Origin of the sequence: Aeromonas bestiarum (genome assembly GCF_028751155.1) — a bacterium.
GTDB classification, from domain to species: domain Bacteria; phylum Pseudomonadota; class Gammaproteobacteria; order Enterobacterales; family Aeromonadaceae; genus Aeromonas; species Aeromonas bestiarum.
Genome location: NZ_CP064746.1, coordinates 1,663,589 through 1,685,247, shown reverse-complemented (window position 1 = coordinate 1,685,247; position 21,659 = coordinate 1,663,589). Strand labels below are relative to the sequence as shown.

General features: G+C 60.4%; 22 protein-coding genes. 16 read left to right on the top strand and 6 right to left on the bottom strand.

Annotated features, from left to right (window positions below):
* The first annotated feature begins 107 nt into the window (after nt 1–107).
* From IU367_RS08015 to IU367_RS08000, 4 genes are all read left to right on the top strand, one after another.
* Nucleotides 108–464, top strand: coding sequence for a DMT family protein (locus tag IU367_RS08015; RefSeq protein WP_042866201.1), 357 nt, complete (start codon nt 108–110; stop codon nt 462–464).
* Between the two features lie 59 nt (nt 465–523).
* Nucleotides 524–1,663, top strand: coding sequence for a type IVa pilus ATPase TapW (tapW, locus tag IU367_RS08010; protein WP_043139208.1), 1,140 nt, complete (start codon nt 524–526; stop codon nt 1,661–1,663).
* Nucleotides 1,664–1,937: 274 nt separating this feature from the next.
* A complete protein-coding gene (gene glgC / locus IU367_RS08005) occupies nt 1,938–3,209 on the top strand; it encodes a glucose-1-phosphate adenylyltransferase (protein ID WP_274453947.1) in 1,272 nt (423 codons plus the stop codon).
* A gap of 139 nt (nt 3,210–3,348) precedes the next feature.
* The gene (locus IU367_RS08000; RefSeq protein ID WP_274453946.1) at nt 3,349–3,828 is read left to right on the top strand and encodes a WbuC family cupin fold metalloprotein; all 480 of its coding nucleotides are present in this window, start codon (nt 3,349–3,351) and stop codon (nt 3,826–3,828) included.
* Between the two features lie 103 nt (nt 3,829–3,931).
* Here IU367_RS08000 and IU367_RS07995 read toward each other — a convergent pair whose 3' ends face one another.
* From IU367_RS07995 to IU367_RS07985, 3 genes are read right to left on the bottom strand one after another with little or no spacing between them, the layout of a single operon-like run.
* Complete coding sequence (locus IU367_RS07995; protein WP_043140913.1) at nt 3,932–4,174, bottom strand: FeoC-like transcriptional regulator; 243 nt, start codon at nt 4,172–4,174, stop codon at nt 3,932–3,934.
* Complete coding sequence (gene feoB, locus IU367_RS07990) at nt 4,171–6,441, bottom strand: Fe(2+) transporter permease subunit FeoB (protein ID WP_274453944.1); 2,271 nt, start codon at nt 6,439–6,441, stop codon at nt 4,171–4,173. The genes IU367_RS07995 and feoB overlap by 4 nt, the downstream gene beginning before the upstream one ends.
* Nucleotides 6,438–6,665: a FeoA family protein gene (locus IU367_RS07985; RefSeq protein WP_043140907.1), complete on the bottom strand. Its 228-nt coding sequence runs from the start codon at nt 6,663–6,665 to the stop codon at nt 6,438–6,440. Before IU367_RS07985 ends, feoB begins: the two co-directional genes overlap by 4 nt.
* 119 nt (nt 6,666–6,784) lie before the next feature.
* Between IU367_RS07985 and IU367_RS07980 the strand changes: the two genes are divergently transcribed.
* The 7 genes from IU367_RS07980 (at nt 6,785) to IU367_RS07950 (ending at nt 12,318) form a co-directional block, all read left to right on the top strand.
* Nucleotides 6,785–7,114, top strand: a complete 330-nt coding sequence (locus tag IU367_RS07980) for a translation initiation factor (RefSeq protein ID WP_043556561.1) — start codon at nt 6,785–6,787, stop codon at nt 7,112–7,114.
* 244 nt (nt 7,115–7,358) lie between these two features.
* Nucleotides 7,359–7,916 (top strand): TMEM165/GDT1 family protein, encoded by a 558-nt coding sequence (locus tag IU367_RS07975; protein WP_042866068.1) that lies wholly within the window; start codon nt 7,359–7,361, stop codon nt 7,914–7,916.
* A 240-nt stretch (nt 7,917–8,156) separates the two neighbouring features.
* On the top strand, nt 8,157–9,095 hold the full coding sequence (locus IU367_RS07970) for a DUF2157 domain-containing protein (protein ID WP_274453930.1): 939 nt from the start codon (nt 8,157–8,159) through the stop codon (nt 9,093–9,095).
* Nucleotides 9,096–9,131: 36 nt separating this feature from the next.
* Complete coding sequence (locus tag IU367_RS07965) at nt 9,132–10,139, top strand: DUF4401 domain-containing protein (RefSeq protein ID WP_274453928.1); 1,008 nt, start codon at nt 9,132–9,134, stop codon at nt 10,137–10,139.
* Nucleotides 10,136–10,639, top strand: a complete 504-nt coding sequence (locus tag IU367_RS07960; RefSeq protein ID WP_274453927.1) for a GDYXXLXY domain-containing protein — start codon at nt 10,136–10,138, stop codon at nt 10,637–10,639. The genes IU367_RS07965 and IU367_RS07960 overlap by 4 nt, the downstream gene beginning before the upstream one ends.
* A gap of 72 nt (nt 10,640–10,711) precedes the next feature.
* Complete coding sequence (locus IU367_RS07955; protein ID WP_274453926.1) at nt 10,712–11,458, top strand: substrate-binding periplasmic protein; 747 nt, start codon at nt 10,712–10,714, stop codon at nt 11,456–11,458.
* 113 nt (nt 11,459–11,571) lie between these two features.
* Nucleotides 11,572–12,318 (top strand): substrate-binding periplasmic protein, encoded by a 747-nt coding sequence (locus IU367_RS07950; RefSeq protein WP_274453924.1) that lies wholly within the window; start codon nt 11,572–11,574, stop codon nt 12,316–12,318.
* Between the two features lie 58 nt (nt 12,319–12,376).
* On the opposite strand, the gene IU367_RS07945 is transcribed toward IU367_RS07950, so the two are convergent.
* Nucleotides 12,377–13,390 (bottom strand): GGDEF domain-containing protein, encoded by a 1,014-nt coding sequence (locus IU367_RS07945; protein WP_098983649.1) that lies wholly within the window; start codon nt 13,388–13,390, stop codon nt 12,377–12,379.
* Nucleotides 13,391–14,292: 902 nt separating this feature from the next.
* Nucleotides 14,293–14,601 (bottom strand): hypothetical protein, encoded by a 309-nt coding sequence (locus tag IU367_RS07940; protein WP_274453923.1) that lies wholly within the window; start codon nt 14,599–14,601, stop codon nt 14,293–14,295.
* 1,246 nt (nt 14,602–15,847) lie between these two features.
* Here IU367_RS07940 and IU367_RS07935 point away from each other — a divergent pair.
* Together IU367_RS07935 and IU367_RS07930 are read left to right on the top strand one after the other, a co-directional pair.
* Nucleotides 15,848–16,750, top strand: coding sequence for a hypothetical protein (locus IU367_RS07935; RefSeq protein ID WP_274453922.1), 903 nt, complete (start codon nt 15,848–15,850; stop codon nt 16,748–16,750).
* Nucleotides 16,750–17,679: a HEPN domain-containing protein gene (locus IU367_RS07930; protein ID WP_274453921.1), complete on the top strand. Its 930-nt coding sequence runs from the start codon at nt 16,750–16,752 to the stop codon at nt 17,677–17,679. The genes IU367_RS07935 and IU367_RS07930 overlap by 1 nt, the downstream gene beginning before the upstream one ends.
* A gap of 411 nt (nt 17,680–18,090) precedes the next feature.
* Here the strand turns inward: IU367_RS07930 and cysS are convergent, their stop codons facing one another.
* Nucleotides 18,091–19,467, bottom strand: a complete 1,377-nt coding sequence (gene cysS, locus IU367_RS07925) for a cysteine--tRNA ligase (RefSeq protein WP_274453919.1) — start codon at nt 19,465–19,467, stop codon at nt 18,091–18,093.
* 226 nt (nt 19,468–19,693) lie between these two features.
* Here cysS and IU367_RS07920 point away from each other — a divergent pair, with 226 nt between their 5' ends.
* The 3 genes from IU367_RS07920 to lpxH are packed head-to-tail and all read left to right on the top strand — an operon-like array spanning nt 19,694 to nt 21,595.
* Nucleotides 19,694–20,191: a peptidylprolyl isomerase gene (locus IU367_RS07920; RefSeq protein WP_043140873.1), complete on the top strand. Its 498-nt coding sequence runs from the start codon at nt 19,694–19,696 to the stop codon at nt 20,189–20,191.
* Nucleotides 20,181–20,861 (top strand): DUF4269 domain-containing protein, encoded by a 681-nt coding sequence (locus tag IU367_RS07915; protein WP_274453917.1) that lies wholly within the window; start codon nt 20,181–20,183, stop codon nt 20,859–20,861. The genes IU367_RS07920 and IU367_RS07915 overlap by 11 nt, the downstream gene beginning before the upstream one ends.
* Nucleotides 20,858–21,595, top strand: coding sequence for a UDP-2,3-diacylglucosamine diphosphatase (lpxH, locus tag IU367_RS07910; protein ID WP_274453916.1), 738 nt, complete (start codon nt 20,858–20,860; stop codon nt 21,593–21,595). The genes IU367_RS07915 and lpxH overlap by 4 nt, the downstream gene beginning before the upstream one ends.
* Nucleotides 21,596–21,659 lie beyond the last annotated feature (64 nt).

Below are 21,659 nucleotides of genomic sequence, written 5' to 3'. Positions count from 1 at the left end.
GAACCTCGTGTTACCCCATCCTTGATGGGTTAAAAATACCCTGCTGCCCCACTTATGGAAACCCGTGGTTCAGAGATAAAATGCGATTGATTTTAAAGGAGAACCTAATGAACCCTATCATTGCCAGTATCGGTCTGTTGGTGTGCAGCAACGTCTTCATGACCTTCGCCTGGTATGCCCATCTCAAGAGCATGAACCACAAACCCTGGATCATCGCCGCCCTGGTGAGCTGGGGCATAGCCCTGTTCGAATATCTGTTGCAGGTGCCCGCCAACCGCATCGGCCATACGGTACTCTCGGTCGGTCAGCTCAAGATATTGCAGGAGGTGATCACCCTGACCGTGTTCGTCCCCTTCTCGGTCTTCTATCTGAAAGAGGATCTGAAGTGGGATTACCTCTGGGCTGGCCTGTGCATCATGGGCGCTGTGTTTTTTGTGTTTCGCGAGAAACTCACCGGCGCCTGAGGCTGTACACTCTATGACATTCAATGTAATGGCATCTGCTTGATAGACGAGGCAAAACCATGGAATTGCGAGACATGCTACAGATCCTGGCCCAGCAGGACGGCTCCGACCTCTATCTGTCGACCGGCGCCCCCCCCTGCGCCAAGTTCAATGGCGGATTGCGTCCCCTGCTGGAGACGCCGCTCGAGCCGGGCGAGGTGGCGAAGATTGCCGCCGACATCATGGACGGCGAGCAGAAGCTGCAGTTCGAACGGGAGCTGGAGATGAACCTCGCCATCTCCTTGCCCCAGATAGGGCGCTTTCGGATCAACATCTTCAAGCAGCGCAACGAAGTCTCCCTGGTGGCCCGCAACATCAAGACCGAGATCCCCCGCTTCGAGGATCTGAAACTGCCTCCCGTGCTGCTCGACACCATCATGGAGAAACGCGGCCTGGTGCTGTTCGTCGGGGGTACCGGCTCGGGCAAGTCCACCTCGCTGGCGGCCCTCATCGACCATCGCAACCGCAACAGCGGCGGCCACATCATCACCATAGAGGATCCGGTGGAGTTTGTTCACCGCCACCGCAAGAGCATCATCAACCAGCGGGAGGTGGGGGTGGATACCCGCAGCTTCCACGCCGCGCTCAAAAATACCCTGCGCCAGGCGCCGGACGTGATCCTCATCGGCGAAATTCGCGACCGCGAAACCATGGAGCATGCGCTGGCCTTCTCCGAAACCGGCCACCTCGCCATCTCCACCCTACACGCCAACAACGCCAACCAGGCGCTGGATCGCATCATCAACTTCTTCCCGGAGGAGCGTCGCCCGCAACTGCTCAACGATCTGGGCAACAACCTCAAGGCCTTTGTCTCCCAGCGGCTGGTCAAAACCACGGACGGCGGCCGCCGAGCAGCGGTGGAGATCATGCTGGGCACCCACACCATCCGCGACATGATCAAGCGCGGCGAGTTTGGCGGCCTCAAGGAGGTGATGGAGAAATCCAAGGCCCTCGGCATGGTCACCTTCGACAGCGCCCTGTTCGATCTGGTGGTGGAAGGGGTGATCGAGGAGGAAGAGGCGGTGAAAAACGCCGACTCGGCCAACAACCTGCGCCTCAAGATCAAGCTGTGGAAGGAGAAGGGCCAGATAGCCAGCAGCAGCGATGCCACGGGTTGGAGTCTGGAGCCCACCAAGGATGAGAAAGACGAACTCTTCTAGTGCGGGTCACCCCCTCCCCCGTTAAACAGACACCCGCTTCGGCGGGTGTCTGTTTAAAAAAAGTGCTGTTTATTCAATATCATCTTCGCCCTCTCAGCCCGCTGACAACCTGACATCTGGTGAACTATCGCGCTGCCTGCGACAGTTTCTGTCACCACAAATGACAAAATCATCATTTCGCCCAAAAACCCTGTGCGAAGTGTGACTGAAAGCACTTTCAAACAAGCTTCAAAGGAGGCACTATCAAGGGGATGTATCAATAAAGGGGTATTCAATGTTGTTACAACCTGCCAATACAGCAAAATCCAGACAGTTGCTGAACGAGACCATGGCCTTGGTTCTCGCAGGAGGGCGGGGCAGTCGCCTCAAGCAGTTGACGGACAACAGGGCGAAACCGGCAGTACATTTCGGCGGCAAGTTCCGCATCATCGACTTCGTGCTCTCCAATTGCATCAACTCGGGGATCCGCCGGGTCGGCGTGGTCACCCAGTACAAGTCCCACAGCCTGCTGCGCCACCTGCAATCAGGCTGGTCATTCCTGCGCTACCAGATGAACGAGTTCATCGACTTGCTGCCAGCCCAGCAACGGGTGGACGAGGTCAACTGGTATCGCGGCACCGCCGATGCCGTCTATCAGAATCTCGACATCATTCGCGATCACGGCCCCAAGTACGTGGTGGTGCTGGCGGGGGATCACATCTACAAGATGGATTACGCCGCCATGCTGCTCGACCACGTCAACATGGGCGCCAAAGTCACTGTGGCCTGCATAGAGGTGCCGCGTACCGAGGCAAGCGCCTTTGGCGTGATGGCGGTGGATGAGGATCGCAAGATCAACGCCTTCGTCGAGAAGCCCGCCAATCCGCCGGCCATGCCGGGCAAGGCCGATACGGCGCTGGCCTCCATGGGGGTCTACATCTTCGAGGCCGAGTATCTCTACCAGTTGCTGGAAGAGGATCTGGCCAACCAGGACTCCCACCACGACTTCGGCATGGACGTGATCCCGCGGGTGGTCAAGGAGGGCACAGCCTACGCCCATCCGTTCAGCCTATCCTGTGTCGGCTGCTGCCCGCAAAAGCGCCCCTACTGGCGCGATGTGGGGACTGTGGATTCGTTCTGGGAAGCCAACATGGATCTCGCCTCTGTGACGCCCGAGCTCGACATCTATGATCAGGAGTGGCCCATCTGGACCAGCCAGAACATGACACCCCCCGCCAAGTTCGTGCAGGACAGAAACGGCCAGCACGGCATGACCATCAACTCCATGTTCGCCGGCGGCACCATAGTCAGCGGCTCCTTCATAGTGAGCTCTGTGCTGTTCACCAATGTGCGGGTCGACTCCTTCTGTACCCTGGATCAGGCGGTGATCTTCCCCGGGGTCGAGATAGGGGCCGGCTGCCGGTTGCGCCGGGTCGTGGTCGACAAGGGCTGCAAACTGCCGGAAGGCCTGGTGGTGGGGGAAAACGCCTGCGAAGACGCCCGCCGCTTCCACCGCTCCGAACAGGGCATAGTGCTGGTCACCAAGGAGATGCTGGCCAGGCTGTGAGCGCCAGCCTCTGATGCCAACAGGGAGCCCGAGCGGCTCCCTTTTTACATTTGCTTACCGCTCACCCCTTGCCTGGCAGGCCCGCTGGCATGCTACTCTGCCGACCCAAGCCTGCCTTCGTCTCATCATGGAACTGCATATGAAAAAACTGGATGTTGCCCACCTTGCCAGCCTCGCCGACGAGGCCGCCCACTCCCCGCGCCAGCGCATGAACCACAATCTGCACGACGAGCTGGCCGACCCCATCCAGCGCCTCGCCATCGCCATGGAGCCGGGCACCTATATCCGCCCCCATCGCCACCTGCAGACCTGGGAGCTGCTCACCGCCCTGTGCGGGCGCTTCGTGGTGCTCAACTTCGACGACGAGGGCACCGTCATTGCCCGCGCCCTGCTGGGGGAAGAGACCTCGGTGCTGGAGACCCCGGTCGCCACCTGGCATGCAGTGCTATCTCTGGATCCCGGCGCCGTCATCTTCGAGGTGAAACACGGCCCCTACGCCCCCTTTCGGGAAGAGGACTTCGCCCCCTGGTCACCGGCCGTGGATGACATCGAGGGCCAGCAGGCCCTGATGGCCTGGTATCGCCACGCCGAGGTGGGCCAGCGCTGGCCGGGGCGCTGATCCCCTCCTCCGCCAGGCAGCCCCATCGCTGCCAGCCATAAAAAAAGACCCGCCAATGGCGGGTCTTTTTTTATCGACGAATGAAGCGGACGAACCCGCAGGTTCAGCCCTTTTGCACCAGGCCTATCTGGCCCGGCTCGCACCACTCGAACATCACCTCCTGGCTCTTGCCGCAGCAGCTGCCGCCGCACACCTGGGTCTCCCGCTTGGCGACCCGGCCCTTGCGCATCCAGACGCCGAGCATGGCCTCCACCGCATCTTCCGAGGTGCGGAAGTGGCGCGCCAGATCCCGCCGGCTCACCTTCTGTTGTGCGGCGAGATAGGCGCCGAGCTCCCGCAGGATCACAGGGCCACCACCTTGCGGGCGACTATGTCGCCGTGACGACGGCCCAGCCACCAGAGCAGCAGCAGGGAGAGGCCATAGCTGCCGATCCAGAGCAAGCTCTGCTCGGGGTGGGCGGCAAAGGTGGCCGCCTGATAGAAGACGGTGGCACACAGGAAGGCCGTGTAGTTGCACCAGGCGGCGGTCAGCAGCGCCCACTGGCGACCGGTTTCCCGCACCAGGGCACCCATGGCGGCGGCGCACGGCATGTAAAGCAGCACGAACAGCAGGTAGGCAAAGGCACCGGCGGCACCGTCGAAGTGGGTCTGCATGTTGCCGTAGGTGGAGACATCCACCTCCTGCGCCTCGGCGGCGGCCTGCTGGTCATCCAGATTGCCGACCTGGATCCCCATGGGATCGGACGGGTCTATGTCGGCCAGATTGGTGGCGACGGCGGCGATGGCCTCGTTGAAGCTGGCAAGCAGGGAGAATTCCTTCTCCTCCTCATCCCCGTTGCTGCCGGCGTAGAGGCTGTTGAGGGTACCCACTACCGCCTCCTTGGCGAAGATGCCGGTGACGATACCGACAGTGGCCTGCCAGTTGTCATCGCGCACACCTATGGGGTGCAGCACAGGGGTCACGGCCTGGCTTATCTTGCTCAGCACAGAGCTTTCTTGATCCTGGTGACCGAAGCTGCCATCCGTGCCCAGCGAGTTGAGCACGCTCAGCACGGCGACCACCAGCACTATGGTTTTACCGGCGCCGAACACGAAGGATTTGAGCTTCTGCCAGGTCTTGATCCCCACGTTGATGGGACGCGGCCACTCGTAATCCGGCATCTCCATCAGCATGGAGTCGCTCTTGCCCGGCAGCAGGGTGCTGCGCAGCAGCAGGCCGGTGAGCACGGCCACCAGAATGCCGATGAGGTAGAGACCGAACACCAGGTTCTGACCCGATTCGGGGAAGAAAGCCACCGCAAACAGGGCGTAGACCGGCAGGCGGGCACCGCACGACATGAAGGGGGCCATGGCCGAGGTCATCAGCCGCTCCCGCTCCGAGTTGAGGGTGCGGGTCGCCATCACAGACGGCACTGTACAGCCAAAGCCCATCAGCATGGGCACGAATGCCTTGCCCGGCAACCCGAGGCGACGCATCAGGGCATCCACCACGAAGGCGGCGCGGGCCAGGTAGCCTGAGCTCTCCAGCACCGCCAGGAACAGGTAGAGACAGCCGATCACCGGGATAAAGGTGGCCACCGTCTGCAAGCCGACCCCGAAGCCGTCCGCCAGTATGGCTCCCAGCCAGTCCGGGGCATGGATCAGCCCCAGCAGGTGGTGCACGCCATCCACGAACAGGGCGCCGCCCATGATGTCGAAGAAGTCGATGAAGGCGCTGCCCACCTTGATGGCGAACATGAACATCAGGTACATCACCAACAGGAAGAAGGGGATGCCGACCCAGCGGTTGAGCAGCACCCGATCCAGCCATTCGCTCTGGGCTATGGTGAGCTTGCCCTTCTGCTGACACGCCTGGCTGGCCCACTGGTGAATGTGGCCATAGCGGATATCCGCCAGTTGCAGATCTATGTCCTGGGCATGATGGGCACGAGCCACCACGTTGGCGGCGGCGGCCTGCTGGCCGGGCAGCAGGGTCTCCTGCATCACGGCATCCTCTTCCAGCAGGCGCAGGGCGCGGCCACGGGCGGTGAGGTGGTGCGGGGCGAGCAGGGTCTCCAGCTCCGCCAGATCTTTTTCAAGGTCAGTGCCGTAATCGAGCAGCAGCGCTGGCTGGGGCTGGCCGATGAACTGCTGGATCTGGAGCTTGAAGGCGGCGACCTGCTGACGGTTGTGGGCCGACAGAGCCACTACCGGGCAGCCGAGCGCCTTGGCCAGCAGGGTCTCATCTATGACCAGCCGCCGCTTTTGCAATATGTCCATCTTGTTGAGCACCACCACCATGGGCAGCCCCAGCTCGCGCAGTTGCAGCGTGAGATAGAGGGAGCGTTCCAGGTTGGCGGCATCGATGACGTTGAGCAGCAGATCCGGCTGCTGGCCCTGAACGAAGCGGCTGGCGATCTGCTCGTCCAGGCTCCCTTCCTGATTGGCCAGGCTATAGATGCCGGGCAGGTCCATCAGCTTGTAGTCGTGCCCCTGGGCGGAGAACTCGCCCATCTTCTTGTCGACCGTGACGCCGCTCCAGTTGCCTACCTGCTGGCGGGCCCCGGTCAGGGCGTTGAACAGGGAAGTCTTGCCGCTATTGGGGTTGCCGACGGTTACCAGGGAATAATTCATACCGGTTCGACCTCGATTTGCAGGGCAAGGCTTTTTTGCATGGAGAGACAGATCCCCTGACACTGGATCTGGAGCGGATCACCCAGCGGTGCCGCGCGCAGGTAGATGACTTCGGTCTGAGGCAGCAAGCCCATCACCATCAGCTTGCGCCGCAGGGGACGGGTCAACTGATTCATGTTCTTGATGCGAGCACTCTGTCCCGGTGACAACTGCGCGAGTACCATGACTGACTCCTGAAGTTAAACAATAATAATTCGCTTTCACTCGGGGCATTATAATCCGTGTTTCCCACGCTAATTTGAGTAAAATCAAACTCCGCTTAGCTAACTCACAAATAACTGCCATGAGTCACGACAACAACAGCCGCCTGGTCTACAGCACGGACGGCGGCATCATCAAGGAACAGACCCAGTCCCCATCCGCTTCCCCCTTCCCCGCCGACGGCGTGGTGCGCATCCGGCGCGAGACCAAGGGGCGCAAGGGTGCCGGCGTCATCAGCATCCACGGCGTACCGGCCGAACAACAGAAGGCCATCGCCACCCTGCTCAAGAAGAAGTGCGGTACCGGCGGCGGCCTGAAAGAGGGGATCATCGAGATCCAGGGGGATAAACGGGACCTGATCAAAGCCGAGCTGGAGAAGGCCGGTTTCAGCGTCAAGCTGGTGGGTGGCTGACCCACTTGTCTGGCGGATGATTTTTCCCTAGAATGCCCGCTCCCATCGAGGGGGAGTAGTCTCGCAGCCCGATCCCAAACCGGTTTGCGACCCTGATCAACATGCTTGGTGCCAACTCACCATGGTCAGGGTGATCCATCTAATCCGTGGATTTGACAAGACCTTTGACGGGCCAGTGCCAATACCGGGGACGGATGGCGCAGGCTTGTCTCAGGTATAACAATTCCGTCCCCCGGTCATTTTTATGGAAGCCCTGTTAACCTCAACCCTGAGCGTGGCTATCGCCGAGATCGGCGACAAGACCCAGCTGCTGGCGTTGCTGCTCATCTGTCGTTTTCGCAAGCCCTGGCCCATCATAGCCGGCATGCTGGCGGCGACCCTGCTCAACCACGCCGGCGCCGCCTGGCTTGGCGAGTTCATCAGCCGCTGGCTGGATCCCAAGGTGATGACCTATCTGGTCGCCGGCTCCTTCATTGCCATGGCGGCCTGGATCCTGGTGCCGGACAAGATGGACGACGAGGAGAGCCCACTCGACAAGTACGGCCCCTTCATGGCCACCTTCGTGCTCTTCTTCATCGCCGAGATAGGCGACAAGACCCAGATCGCCACCGTCTTGCTGGCGGCCAAATATGACTCGCTGGTGCAGGTCATCACAGGCACCACCCTCGGCATGATGCTGGCAAACGTGCCCGTGGTGCTGCTCGGCAAGCTGGGCGCCGACAAGCTGCCGCTCAAGGGGATCCGCATCGCCTGCGCCATCCTGTTTGTGGGCCTCGGGGTCAGCACCCTGATCTTCGCCTGACACAGGCCAGCCCGGAAGGCGGCGAGGCAAGCGTGAGCACTTGCCTACCCCGCCCAGTGCTGGCATCCATGTCGCGTCATCCCAAGCCAGCCCCGCCTCTATTCAAACAGGCGGGGCTTTTTGTTGCCCGCCAGCGGCCGATGCCTGCGTCCCCCTGCCGGCTGTCGCACGCCCGCACACGGGGAGTGTCCCGCAGTGCCATGACGGTGGCATAATGCGGCAAACCTCATGGAGCATCCCATGCACTTCACCTCAAGACAGACGCTGCTCGACTGGGTCAGACGCGGACGCCTCGCCCAGGCGCACCTGCCCGCCGCCCTCGCCCTGTGCGAGCTGCCACCCGGCCCCGCCCGCTGGCAATGGTTGTTCGATCGCCTGCTGCTCTGGCTCGGCAGCCTGTGCCTGGGCGCCGGTCTGGTGTTCTTCGTCGCCTTCAACTGGCAGGAGCTGGGTCGGATCGAACGCCTCGCCCTGCTGGAGCTGCCCCTGCTCGCCATGCTGGTTCTGCTGTGGCGCAAGCCCCTGGCCGACACGCCCCGCCAGGCGCTGCTGCTGGCGGTGGCCCTCAACATAGGCGCCCTGCTGGCCCTGGTGGGCCAGACCTACCAGACCGGCGCCGATCCCTGGCAACTGTTCGCCACCTGGGCCCTGATGCTGCTGCCGCTGGCGGCGCTCGGCATGAGCCCCTTGCTGTGGACCCTGAGCTGGCTGCTCGGCCAGCTGGCGCTGGTGCTCTACTGGCGACTCGGGTTGTTCAACTTCTTCTTTGCCTTCGATGAAGAGGGGCTGGGCTGGTGTCTGACCCTGCTCAACGCCGCTCTCTGGGGCCTGCTGTTGCTGGCACCGGCCCGCTGGCGCTTGATGCCAAGCTGGCTGCCGGGTCTGGCCGCCGGCCTCGGTGTCACCCTGCTGGCGTTGCTGGCGCTGTTTGATGCCGCCTCCCCCTGGGTCTGGCCCGCCTGGATCGCATGGCTTGGCGCCGCCTATCTGCGCTGGCACCACAGATTCATCGCCGGGCTCGCCATGGGCTGCCTGAGCCTGATCGCCGTGCTCCTGGCGGCCCTTGGCAAGTGGATGGAGCCCGACGTGGACGGCTTCCTGCTGCTGAGCCTGATTGCCATCGGCCTCTCGGTCGCGGCCAGTCGCTGGTTGCAACAGCAACGGAGGTCCCATGCATAAACAAGGCATCTGGCAAGCCCGCCAGGAGGAGGCAACATGGCTGATCTGACCCCCTGGCAGCGGCTGCAACAGGCCGAACTGGTGGAAGGGGACGTCCCCAATGATACCCAGCCCCACTGGTCGAGCCGCTTCCTGCTCGGCATGGTGGGCTGGATCGCCGCCCTCTTCCTGCTGTTTTTCCTGTTCATGTCGTTCTCGCAGCTCACCCGGGATGCCAACAGCGCCCTGGTGATGGGCAGCGTGTTGATGGCCATCGCCTATGGCCTCAACCGCTTCGCCCAGCGCAGCGATCTGTGGGACCAGTTCGTGCTGGCGCTGGCGCTGGCCGCCGATGCCTGGCTGCTCTATGGCCTCATCGATCAGATTGACCCGCACTCGGCGCCGCTCTGGCTGGGGCTGGCCCTGCTGTCGCTCGCCATCGCCGCCCTGTTCGAACACTGGCTGATCCGACTGTTTCACAGCTTCGCCGCCGCCATACTGCTCACCCTTGGGCTGGCTTGTCTCGGCCTGCAACTGCTGGCCCTGCCGCTGGTGATGGCGGCCGTCATCCTTTGCTGGCTGCAGGCGGAGCGTCAGCCCGTTCACCATCAACTCTACGAATCTCTCACCCTGGGGCTGGCGCTCTCCCTGCTGGTGCTGGGGCGCCTGCACCACCCGCTGTGGGACGGGGGCGCCAGCATGCTCGACGAGCTGGGCCACTCCCGCCTGCCGCTCTGGCTCAATCCCCTGCTCTGCGCCGCCCTGCTGCTCGGGGTCATGGTCCGGCTCAAGCTGCCGCTGCTGTATGGGTTGCCGCTGGTGCTGATCAGCGCCCTCATCCCCGGCATGGGGGCTGGCGCCCTGGTGCTGGTGCTCGGCTTTTATGCCGGTAGCCTGGGGCTGATGACGCTGGCAGGCCTGCTGCTGCTCGGCTTTGGCTCCCTCTATTACTACGATCTGGGGCTGACCCTGATGACCAAATCCTGGCTGCTGCTGGGCTCGGGTGCCCTGCTGCTCGGCACCCGCCAGCTACTGAAGCGCCTCAATGGGAGGACGCCATCATGAGACGGCTTGGACTCCTGCTGACCGGCCTCGCCATACTGGCGGGCATCAACTTCAGCGTCTGGCGCTACGAGCACGCCATCAGCAGCGGCGAGGTGGTGCTGCTCAGGCTGGCGCCGGTCGACCCCCGCTCCCTGATGCAGGGGGATTACATGCGGCTGAACTACGACATTGCCCGCCAGCTCGGTGCCCGTCGCGACAGCGAGCGCGCCAATGGCGGCGATACCCTGGTGATCCGCCTCGACGGGCAGCAGGTGGCCAGCTGGGTCGAAGGCGGCAAGCCGGCGCAACTGGCACCGAATGAGCGGCTGTTGCAGGTGCGCCTAAGCGACAACCAGTGGCTGATCGGGCCCGATGCCTTCTTCTTCGAAGAGGGCACCGGCGAGCAGTACGAGACGGCGCGCTACGGCGAGTTTCGGCTGCAAGCGGATGGAAAGGCGCTGCTGGTCGGGCTGCGTGATGAAGAGTTCAAGCTGATGGGAACCAGCAGGGATCGTTGGTAAGTACTGGCAATCTCAGGCTTTTTTACCCACACTTGCGCAGAGGATCGCCGGTTTCACGCCAAGGATGGGCTCATGAGGATAAGGTTGTGCTGTTATCTGCTGCTGATGTCGTGCCTGGGTTCGGCGCAGGCAGATCTCGCCAGGCTGGAGTACCTGACCGAGGAGTATCCCCCCTACAACTTCAGCGATGAGGCCGGCCAGCCCAGCGGGCTGGCGGTCGAGTTGCTGCAGATGGTCTGGCAACGCAGCGGCACGCCTGCCCAGCCCATCCGCATCCTGCCCTGGGCGCGGGGCTACTACCTGCTGACCCAGAAACCCAATGTGGTGCTCTTCTCCACCGCCCGCACCGACACCCGCGACCCCCTGTTCAAATGGGCCTGCCCCATCGGCTACTCCGAATACATATTGCTGGCCCACAAGCAGCGCCACATCAGCCTGAGCGCAGTCGAGCAGATGAACGCCTACCGGATCAGCGCGGTACGGGCCGATGCCTCCGAGCAGTTGCTGCTCAACCGGGGCATGGATGAGACCCGCATCATACCGGCCAACCGGCTGAGCCAGGCCCTGCGCATGCTGGTGTCGGGCCGCGCAGATCTGCTGGCCACCAGCAAGCTGGCGGGCTATGACGCCATCAAGGCGCTGCAGCTCAAGGCCGACGACTTCAATGTGGCCCTGGTGCTGGATGCCGAGGAGCTCTGCTACGCCTTCAGCCGTCAGGTGGACGACGGCGTGATCAAGCAGTTCCAGCACGCCCTGACCCAGGCGCTGGCCTCGCCGGAGTTTCAGCGCCTGCGGCTCCAATACCTGCCCGCCCCCTGAACCCAACGCGGCCTGGGTTCGCATCTCCTTGATTTAACCCCCGATCTGATTGGCGAATTATCACGATTTGGTAACACTTGAGGATGAAGCAACACCCCATCAGGATGGCCAAGATGAAAAAATGGATTGGAATAGCCGCGTTCATGTTTACCGCCATCACCCAGGCCAGCCCTGAACTTGGCAAGCTGCACTACCTCACCGAAGAGTACAAACCCTACAACTTCTCCAACGAAGCCGGCGCCCCCACCGGCCTCGCCGTCGAGCTGCTGCATCAGGTGTGGCAGAAGACCAACACCCCGGCCCAGACCATCACCATCATGCCCTGGGCGCGGGGCTACTACCTGCTGACCCAGAAACCCAATGTGGTGCTCTTCTCCACCGCCCGCACCGAGGCGCGGGATCCGCTGTTCAAGTGGGCCTGCCCCATCGGCTATGCCGAGATAGTGCTGATGGGGCTGGCCAAGAGCCCGCTCACCCTCACCAAGCTGGAAGATGCCCAGCAGTACAACATAGGGGCGGTGCGGGCCGACGTGGGGGAGCAGCTGCTGCTCAACAACGGCTTTGACGAGCAGAAGATCATGACCGCCAACCGCCTGCCCCAGGCGCTCAAGATGCTCACCTCCGGCCGGGTCGACCTCATCTCCACCAACAAGACCACCATGATGGATCTCATCGCCACCCAGCAGCTGGATCCCGCCCAGTTCAAGGTGGCCTGGATGCTGAGCTCGGAGCAATTCTGCTTCGCCTTCAGCCACCCGGTCAGCGACGAGCTGGTCAAGGAGTTCCAGAATGGCCTGACCCAGGTGCTGGCCAGCAGCGAATTTCAGCAGATCCAGGGCAAGTACTTCCCCGCCCGCTAACCGGGTTGAGCAAGACAAGGGGCCCAGCGGGGCCCCTTGTTTTTGCCGGTTGGCGCCGTCAGATCTGTGTGCGACGCAGACGCTTGACCGCATACATGCTGGCATCGGCCAGCCGCAGGGCCTCGTCGATCGAGGTATTGGCCGGCTCTATGGCCACGACCCCCACGCTGGCACCGGGATAGTGCAGCACGCGGGAAGGCAATGGCAGCTGCACCTGGCTGCACTCGCACAAGCGGCGCTGAAAGCCCTGTACCGCCGCCTCCAGCGTCTCTTCACCGCACAGCGGCCCCACACCCACGGCAACAAATTCATCGCCCCCCACCCGCGCCAGCAGATCGCCGTCGCGCAGCACGCTCGAGAGCGCCCTCGCCACTGTCTGCAACAGCAGATCGCCGGCAGCATGGCCGTGGGTGTCGTTGATGGCCTTGAAGCCGTCGAGATCGATAAAGGCGAGCAGCAGCGGATGTTCGACCCGCTCCGCGAGGGAAAACAGGCGGTTGAGTTCGTGCATCAGTGCCCGCCGGTTGGGCAGGCCGGTCAGGGGATCACTCAGCGCCTGGCTCGACAGCTCCTTGTTGGCCCGCTGCAACTGCAAGAGCAGTTGCTCCCGCTCCACCAGCTCGGCGATCAGCCGGGCAAAGAAGGCAAGCAGATGATCCGAGCCTGCGACCAGCGGCTTGTGCTCGGCGCTGGCGGCGCACAGGGTGCCATAGAGGGAGCCGGAGGGGGTCAGCACGGGACAACTCAGATAGGTGCGAATGCCGAGCGCCCGCGCCGCCTGGGAATCCCCCCAGCAGCTCGCCACATCGTCGGTGTAGAAGCGCCCCTCATCGAGGGCCCGTCGGCAGAGGGCATCGCCCCAGGCCACCGAGCCCCCCTCGGGGATCTGCAACTCGGCCGTGTTGTGGGCATAGCGGATATGTTGGATGTCGTGACCCAGGTCTATCTCGGTCAGATAGGTGGACTCGAGCCCGGTGACCGTCTCTAGCATCTCCAGCAGCGGGCGGGTCAGACTCTCCAGATCCCGCGCCTCGGTCACCTGCAACGACAACGTCTGCAATATTCTGTCCATGCACACCTCCCTGCTTGCATGTCGATTACTGAAACGATAGCCAACCCCTGGGCCCCTTCACAAGCAAGGCCGGGGCCTGATGCCGACTAAATGTGCCACCCTGCTCGCAGTCGTCGCCAGACGGCGCCAGCGGGCAGCCAGACCGGCCGCATAAGAGCCCTCTGCCTTGCCATGGGGTGAGCAACCGACCGCCGAGGGGCCAATGCACCAGATGCCCTCTCCTGCTCCCTTGCCCAGCCCGCTGCTTGGCTTGGCTTGGCTTGGCTTGGCTTGGCTTGGCTTGGCTTGGCTTGGCTTGGCTTGGCTTGGCACGGATGGTGGTACAGGTCTGGCGCACCCCGGCAGCGCACGGCCACCAGCCAAACACCACACTTGGCGACGCGCCGACACTCACGTCACTCGCCGCCCTGTGGCCAAGGCGGCACAGCAACCTTGAGGCGGCTCAAAAAAACTATTTAATTCTGACACTTGCATCACTAATTCAATTGAATTCCATGGATCGGGCCGAGATGGCTCCGTAAGATAACCAAGGTGCCTGTTGGCCCCCTGGTTGCCTCTGATGGTCAACAGCGCATTGTGGTAGCGACAGCCAGGGGCGGTAGCAACTGTCGCAAATAGAGAGGGCCTGTGTGCCTGCGAGGCGAGACGTCTGGCAGCAGGGGGCAACGGCGGCACAAGCTCGCCGGGTGATAGCGCAGGGCACCGCTAAGCGGAGGAAATAGCCCTGCCTGTCGCAGTAAACGCAGGGCCCTGCAAGCAAACGGCATTGCACCGGTGAACTATCCCTCTCAGCGCAACAGAAGGGGGATGACGACCGGCATTGCGCCCCACCGCGGGTCGCAAACAACCGCCCGGTCACTGCCGTTTGACTCAACACCCGTCGCCACTGGGCACGCTCAGGGTTATTTGACCCGCATCAGGCGATGGCGGATGTCACCCAGCTCGAACTGGATCACCTGAGATCGCTGCATGGCATCGACCCGCCGCAGCATGTCGGCGTCGTACTGCTTGCGCCGCATCCACTGCATGGGCTCCTCGAAGCTGCCTTCATTGACGATAAAGGTATCCGTGTAGGTGTCGTTCACTATGCTGACCACCCAGATGCGCTGCTGAAACTCCGAGAGTTCGGCAAAGAGCGCGGCCCCGCGGGTCGCGAGCCAGCGCCCTGCCCGAGTGATCCTGTTTTTACTGTCGACGAGCCGGTTTGCCATAACTGATAAGGGTTGGATAAGAAGACGGTTGGGCATCCTAGCATCCAGGGGGGTGGGCACCAAGCAACGGGAGGGTCCCCCCTCCCCCTTCGGGCGAGACGTTTGGGCAATATGCACGTAGGGTGCAATAAACGGAGCGCATTGCACCGGGAAACGCTCCCCTCTCCCCTTACGGGAGACAGGTAGGGTGCCAATACGCGAAGCGCATTGCACCGGGGAACGATCCCCTCTCCCCCTGCGGGAGCAAGGTAGGGTGCCAATAAGCGAAGCGCATTGCACCGGGGAACGATCCCCTCTCCCCCTGCGGGAGACAGGTAGGGTGCCAATAAGCGAAGCGCATTGCACCGGGGAACGATCCCCTCTCCCCCTGCGGGAGACAGGTAGGGTGCCAATAAGCGAAGCGCATTGCACCGGGGAACGATCCCCTCTCCCCTTGTGGGAGACAGGTAGGGTGCCAATAAGCGAAGCGCATTGCACCGGGGAACGATCCCCTCTCCCCTTGCGGGAGACAGGTAGGGTGCCAATAAGCGAAGCGCATTGCACCGGGGTACGATCCCCTCTCCCCTTGCGGGAGAGGGTTAGGGTGAGGGGTCACTAGCCTGATTGGCGCGGCTTGGCGAGTGACTTTTCTTTGCGTGGCCAAAGAAAAGTCACCAAAAGAAAGGCCACCCCCACTTGTTCGTCCTCCTGCGTCGGGTTCCCTCGGTTCACCCGTTTGTCCGACGGCACGCGCCGATGGGCCATCCCTGGCCCAGCGGCGCTCGCTCGGCGTCCTGCCTCGCGGCCTGGACAAACGGGCTCACCTCGGCGAACAACAGGGGCAACACCCAACCCACAGCCCCGAGGCCGGTTAACAGGCGTAGGGTGCAATAAGCGGAGCGCATTGCACCGCAACAACTCAGCGGGAGAGCGGTAGGGTGTAATCGTATAGGGTCGATTAGCGAAACGTAATCATCCTCGGTAACCATCCCCCTTATGGGTGAAGCACATGACGCAATCCGCCAAGCCTATTTCCGCAATCAAACCCGCGTCGAATAGAGGTGCAATTCACTTCGTTCATTGCACCCTACAGTACTTACCGCATAGACATGGCTGCACCACTCGAACGTGCCCCTTTTGCGTGTGCCCATCTGGATGTGAGCACCCTTATCTCATGGCTGTGACTATCCAGATAACGGCTTATTCCAAAAGGTGGGTGTCCAAGATTTTCATACTTCTGACTTCTATAATCGCAGAGATATTTAACATGAGTACCATCGAGATAAATGGACTGCCACAACGCATAGACTTCCTTGAAGGGTGTTCAAGCCATGATCAGAATGAGATCATGACCATATGGTTTATGAATAACTTTGATCGTGTCAGCTTTGATGAACGATTGATATTCGACAGTGTGAAGGATGATGAAGTTGAAGCAATTGATGTACTAACAGAAATGTTTGGGGCGTATGTTCCCGAGGATGTTATTGCTGAGACTGCGGCTGAACTAGATCCCATTGGTGACGAGATATGGGTACCAGCAATCGATTATTCTGTATATTGGCCGGACAGCGATAGAGAACCGGACGCATACGAGGCATTCCAAACCAGCATTGAACGTATATATAAAATGAAGGAGAACGCCGATAAGTTGGGTGGAGCTGAACTTCAACAACATCTATTTCAGATTCTCTATGCCAATGTGTTCACAACCTTCGAGGCGTATATGGTTCGGGCATTCATAAATAAGCTGTTTGAATCGAATGAAATCCTCCATATGTACCTTGAGAAGCAAAAAGAGTTTAAATTTGAAAACCCGAGATTGATCGACCTGTTGAAAGGGCATGATCACCTCGAACAATTTATGGAAAACAGAAGAAGGGATATCAAGGTTGAACTCGCCAAGGCATCATGGCATGACCTTGAAAAAGTACCGGCAAGGTTTAATTGCTTGGGTATTGACTTGAAACTTTCAGCAAGTGGTCTTTATCCCATCATTCATAAACGGAATGATATCGTTCATCGAAATGGCCGAACTATTCATGATGAGGCGGTTGTTATCAATGATGATGAACTTAACAAGGCTATCGAGATCACATGTTCAATAGCACATACGATTAGGGCTCATGAATTGGGTTTTGAAGATCTAAACAAGACTGGGGGATTTTAATGGCTGCGGAAATTAAAAAGCTCGAAGAGGGTATGATCATCGATGGTACCTATTTTAGATATGATGAAATTGGACGGTTGGCTAGTACCAAGAAAATGAGTCTCATGAGTACATGGTTTTCTGAAAACCATAGTGTGGTTGGTATGGCATCCAATTCATATAGATATAGCAAGTCACGTGAGGTTAATCCCTTGATAGTTATTCGTGATACGTTTGCTGATATCATTGATGAAGAGTGTATTTCACAAGCGGCCAATTCGGTCACAACGAATGGATATATATGGTGTTCCGCCTCTAGTTCATTCATGTTGAGTTTCGATGTTAAGGGTGAACCTGACCCATACCAAAATTTTAAAACTAGCATTGAACACATTCAGGAAATTTTAGAGCATTCATACACATTGGAACGTGGTGCCGTTCAACATCAACTATTTCACATTCTCTATGCGAATATATTCACAACATTTGAATCATATATCAGCATGGCATTCATCCATAAATTATTCGGTTCGTCAGATACTATTCATCGCTTTCTAACCAAACAAACGGAATTTGGAATAGTTCAACCAAAAATGACGGATCTGCTATGTGACGAGGAACATATAGGTGATCTTATCGAGGATATGAAATCGAAGTTAAAAATAGACCTCACCAAGGCGTCATGGCATGACACCGATAAGGTTGCCAGAAGATTTTCCCAAATAGGGATTAAGGTTCCTTTCGCGAGAACTGGCATCAATAAAATTGTCGATACAAGGAATGATATCGTTCATCGAAATGGTCGAACGGTCAACGGTGATCAGGTGGTGGTGATGAGGGGAGAGATTGAGAGCGCGATCAACACGGTGAGTATGATAGCAGATCACATTCACGGGGCTCCGGCGTTCCAGTATGAGGACCCACGGGAATATTATCTCTCGCATGAGTGATAGCTCTATTGACTGCACAGGGATGTGCCGTCTGCGGCGCTCCGTCCGACCCGTTGGACGAGACGAGGGAACCCGCGAAGCGGGCGGTTTGTCGGGGGAGAAGACTTTTGGTGTTATTTGCCAATAAAGAGCGGGTCTTTCCAAAGTCACTCGCCAAGCCGCGCAGCGGCGGCGAAACCCCGTAGAGGGCAGAGCCCTCGCATCCTGCATGGCGAAGCCATGCCATCCAAGCGTTGGATGGCATTCAGCCGAGGAATGACGTTAGTCCCCTCGCCCTAACCCTCTCCCCCTAGGGGCGAGGGATCAGACCGAAGGATGCCGAGGTTTCGGCAGGCCACAAACAAAAACCGCAGCCCCAGGGCTGCGGTTTTTTATTTGCTTAACCGGTTGGCACCAACAGGGCAACTGCCCTTAGGCACGGCGCCAGCTGGTCTTGCCGGCGCTGTCTTCCAGCACGATTCCCATCTCGGTGAGACGGTTGCGGGCGGCGTCGGCGGCGGCCCAGTTCTTGTCGGCGCGTGCCTGGTTGCGCTGGACGATCAGTTGCTCGATCTCGGCCACTTCGTCATCGGCCTCATTGCCCTTGAGGAAGGCATCCGGATCTTGTTGCAGTATGCCGAGCACGGCGCCCAGCTCACGCAAACGGGCACCCAGGCCGGCGGCCACGCTCATGTCTTCGGCCTTCTGGCGGTTGATCTCGCGCACCAGATCGAACAGGGCCGAGTAGGCTTCCGGGGTGTTGAAGTCATCATCCATGGCTTCCTTGAAGCGGGCTACCTGCTCGTCACCACCGGCGGCGGCAGCCACCGGCAGGTCGCGCAGGGCTGTGTACATGCGCTCCAGCGCGGCGCGGGCCTGCTTCAGGTTGTCTTCCGAGTAGTTGAGCTGGCTGCGGTAGTGACCTGACATCAGGAAGTAACGCACGCTCTCGGCATCGTAGTGAGCCAGCACATCGCGGATGGTGAAGAAGTTGCCAAGGGATTTGGACATCTTCTCTTTGTCCACCATCACCATGCCGCTGTGCATCCAGGTATTGACGTAGTCGCCACCGTGGGCGCAGCAAGACTGGGCGATCTCGTTCTCGTGGTGCGGGAACTGCAGATCCGAGCCGCCGCCGTGGATGTCGAAGTGGTTGCCAAGGTGCTTGGAGTTCATGGCGGAGCACTCTATGTGCCAGCCAGGACGGCCCGGGCCCCAGGGGCTTTCCCAGGTCGGCTCGCCGGGCTTGGACATCTTCCACAGCACGAAGTCGAGCGGGTTGCGCTTGGCATCCACCACGCCGACCCGGGCACCGGCTTGCAGCTGCTCCAGATCCTGCCCGGAGAGCTTGCCGTAGTCGGCGTAGGAGTCGACGATGAACATGACGTCGCCGTTGTCGGCCACGTAGGCGTGATCCTGCGCGATCAGGCTCTCAACCAGCTCGATGATTTCACTGATGTGCTGGGTGGCGCGGGGTTCGACGTCCGGGCGCACCATGCCGAGGGCATCAAAATCCTGGTGCATGTCGCCGATCAGGCGCTCGGTCAGATCGTCACAGGTGACGCCTGTCTCGGCGGCGCGCTTGATGATCTTGTCATCCACGTCGGTGACGTTGCGCACGTAGTTGAGCTGATAACCGCAGTAACGCAGGTAACGGGCCACCACGTCGAAGGCGACGAAGGTGCGACCGTGGCCGATATGACAGTGATCGTAGATAGTGACGCCACACACATACATGCCCACCTTGCCCGGGTGGATAGGTTTGAATTCTTCTTTTTGACGAGTGAGTGTGTTGTATATCTTCAGCATCTTATGACCACTGCCTGTGAGTAAAATGGCCTGCCATTCTACCCGCATCCGGTGGAGAAAACGAGGCAGAAAACAGGGCGGATCCGGCCTCACAGCCATGTCAGCCCTATGCCAGACGACCACTATGGGCTAGAATTGCCACCACTTTATGCCATAGCCCATGCAACAAGCTGCGAGCCGCTTATCTGCCCGCGCAACTTTTGCCCAAAGAATGAAAGGACATATCATGGTTACTCTGCACACCAATCACGGCGACATCACTCTGACCCTGAACGCGGAAAAAGCCCCGGAAACCGTGGCCAACTTCCTGCAATACTGCCGTGACGGTCACTACGACAACACCATCTTCCACCGCGTCATCGACGGCTTCATGATCCAGGGCGGCGGCTATGCCCCTGGCTTCGAAGAGAAAGACACCCGCGCCTCCATCAAGAACGAAGCGGCCAACGGTCTGTCCAACAAGATTGGTACCGTCGCCATGGCCCGCACCATGGAGCCGCACTCTGCCAGCGCCCAGTTCTTCATCAACGTGAACAACAACGACTTCCTCGATTTCAAATCCGCCACTACCCAGGGCTTCGGTTACTGCGTATTCGGTGAAGTGACCGCCGGCATGGACGTGGTCAACAAGATCAAGGGCGTCAAGACCGGCAACGCCGGCCGCATGCACCAGGATGTACCGGTAGAGGACGTGGTGATCACCAAGGTGACCCTTGCTGACTGATCTCTGCCTTCTGCGAGATGAACTGACTGCGGCCCCGGCCGCAGTTTTTCCATCTGCACTTGCCACGAGTCCGAACTGGCGCCGCCTCGACTATCTGGCCCACGGCAACGAGCGCCAGCGCGCGGCCCACGCCCTGCTCACCGGCACGCCCCTGTGGCGCGAGCTGCAAAGCCAGTGTCTGGACGTAGCGCTGGTGAGCACCCTGGCCATAGGGCTCGACAGGCCCGGCAGCGATCTCGACATCCTCTGCCAGCATGCAACACCTTCGGTGCTGGCCGCCCGATTTGCCGAACTGGGCTGGCAGCGCCGCGCCCTGGGCAGCGACATCTGGCTGCTGGAGCAGACCCTGACCGATGCAGATGGCCGCAGCTGGCCCATCGAGCTCTATGTCACCCCGGCGGGGATCGAAACCCTCAACGGCTGGCGCCATCTCAGCCTGATGGCCGCCCTGATCGAGCACTTTGGCCACGACTTTTACCGCACCCTGCTCGCCCTGCGCCTGCAGCAAGGGCTGAAGGGAGAAGCGGCCATCTGCCGCCTGCTGAAATTGTCCGGCGATCCCTATCAGGCGCTGTTGACCCTGGAAGGCCGCAACCTTGACCAGCTTGACTGGCAACCTCACCCTATGACCCATACAGCCAGAATCGGGGCCCCTCGCACGCCATCATGAGCACCCTCTTTATCAGTGACATTCACCTGTGTGCCGACCGGCCCGACATGACGGTCGCGCTGGTGCGCTTTCTGGCGCACGACGCCCCCGGTGCCGACGCCCTCTATGTGCTGGGAGATCTGTTTGAGTTCTGGATTGGCGACGACGATCCCAACCCGCTCCACCAGCAGATCGCCGAGGCCTTTGCGGCCCTGAGCCAGCAGGGAGTGCCCATCTATTTCATCCACGGCAACCGCGACTTCATGCTGGGCCGCCAGTTTGCCAAACGGGCCGGCATGACCCTGCTCGGCGACCCTTGCGTCATCGAGCTCTATGGGGAGCGGGTGCTGCTGAGCCACGGCGATCTGCTCTGCACCCTGGATCTGGGCTATCAGAAGTTTCGCCGCATCACCCAGCTCAGGTGGCTGCGCTGGCTCTTCCTGCGCCTGCCGCTGGCCCGCCGCCTCGCCATCGCCTGCAAGATGCGCGGTCAAAGCCAGATGGAGAACGTGCAAAAGAACCAGACCATCATGGATGTGACGCCGGCAGCGGTGGACGAGATGCTGCGCCAGCACGGCTGCAACACCATGATCCACGGCCACACCCACAGGCCCGCCATTCACGACTTCAGCCTCGACGGTCAACCGGCGCGGCGCATCGTGCTGGGGGACTGGTTCGAGCAGGGATCCGTGCTGGTGTGCCGCCCCGGCGAGCAGCGCCTCGAAGTGCGGGCCCTGCAAGGGGCCAGTGCCTGAGCGGCCGCTGGCGAACAACAGCGGTAAACGGCCATGAAAAAGGCGGGATCATCCCGCCTTTTTG

Excerpts from the sequence above, each read along its gene's own strand:
- IU367_RS08015 (WP_042866201.1), top strand. The coding sequence starts at position 108 with ATGAACCCTATCATTGCCAGTATCGGTCTGTTGGTGTGCAGCAACGTC.
- tapW (WP_043139208.1), top strand. The coding sequence starts at position 524 with ATGGAATTGCGAGACATGCTACAGATCCTGGCCCAGCAGGACGGCTCC.
- glgC (WP_274453947.1), top strand. The coding sequence starts at position 1,938 with ATGTTGTTACAACCTGCCAATACAGCAAAATCCAGACAGTTGCTGAAC.
- IU367_RS08000 (WP_274453946.1), top strand. The coding sequence starts at position 3,349 with ATGAAAAAACTGGATGTTGCCCACCTTGCCAGCCTCGCCGACGAGGCC.
- feoB (WP_274453944.1), bottom strand. The coding sequence starts at position 6,441 with ATGAATTATTCCCTGGTAACCGTCGGCAACCCCAATAGCGGCAAGACT.
- IU367_RS07985 (WP_043140907.1), bottom strand. The coding sequence starts at position 6,665 with ATGGTACTCGCGCAGTTGTCACCGGGACAGAGTGCTCGCATCAAGAAC.
- IU367_RS07980 (WP_043556561.1), top strand. The coding sequence starts at position 6,785 with ATGAGTCACGACAACAACAGCCGCCTGGTCTACAGCACGGACGGCGGC.
- IU367_RS07975 (WP_042866068.1), top strand. The coding sequence starts at position 7,359 with ATGGAAGCCCTGTTAACCTCAACCCTGAGCGTGGCTATCGCCGAGATC.
- IU367_RS07970 (WP_274453930.1), top strand. The coding sequence starts at position 8,157 with ATGCACTTCACCTCAAGACAGACGCTGCTCGACTGGGTCAGACGCGGA.
- IU367_RS07965 (WP_274453928.1), top strand. The coding sequence starts at position 9,132 with ATGGCTGATCTGACCCCCTGGCAGCGGCTGCAACAGGCCGAACTGGTG.
- IU367_RS07960 (WP_274453927.1), top strand. The coding sequence starts at position 10,136 with ATGAGACGGCTTGGACTCCTGCTGACCGGCCTCGCCATACTGGCGGGC.
- IU367_RS07955 (WP_274453926.1), top strand. The coding sequence starts at position 10,712 with ATGAGGATAAGGTTGTGCTGTTATCTGCTGCTGATGTCGTGCCTGGGT.
- IU367_RS07950 (WP_274453924.1), top strand. The coding sequence starts at position 11,572 with ATGAAAAAATGGATTGGAATAGCCGCGTTCATGTTTACCGCCATCACC.
- IU367_RS07945 (WP_098983649.1), bottom strand. The coding sequence starts at position 13,390 with ATGGACAGAATATTGCAGACGTTGTCGTTGCAGGTGACCGAGGCGCGG.
- IU367_RS07940 (WP_274453923.1), bottom strand. The coding sequence starts at position 14,601 with ATGGCAAACCGGCTCGTCGACAGTAAAAACAGGATCACTCGGGCAGGG.
- IU367_RS07935 (WP_274453922.1), top strand. The coding sequence starts at position 15,848 with ATGAGTACCATCGAGATAAATGGACTGCCACAACGCATAGACTTCCTT.
- IU367_RS07930 (WP_274453921.1), top strand. The coding sequence starts at position 16,750 with ATGGCTGCGGAAATTAAAAAGCTCGAAGAGGGTATGATCATCGATGGT.
- cysS (WP_274453919.1), bottom strand. The coding sequence starts at position 19,467 with ATGCTGAAGATATACAACACACTCACTCGTCAAAAAGAAGAATTCAAA.
- IU367_RS07920 (WP_043140873.1), top strand. The coding sequence starts at position 19,694 with ATGGTTACTCTGCACACCAATCACGGCGACATCACTCTGACCCTGAAC.
- lpxH (WP_274453916.1), top strand. The coding sequence starts at position 20,858 with ATGAGCACCCTCTTTATCAGTGACATTCACCTGTGTGCCGACCGGCCC.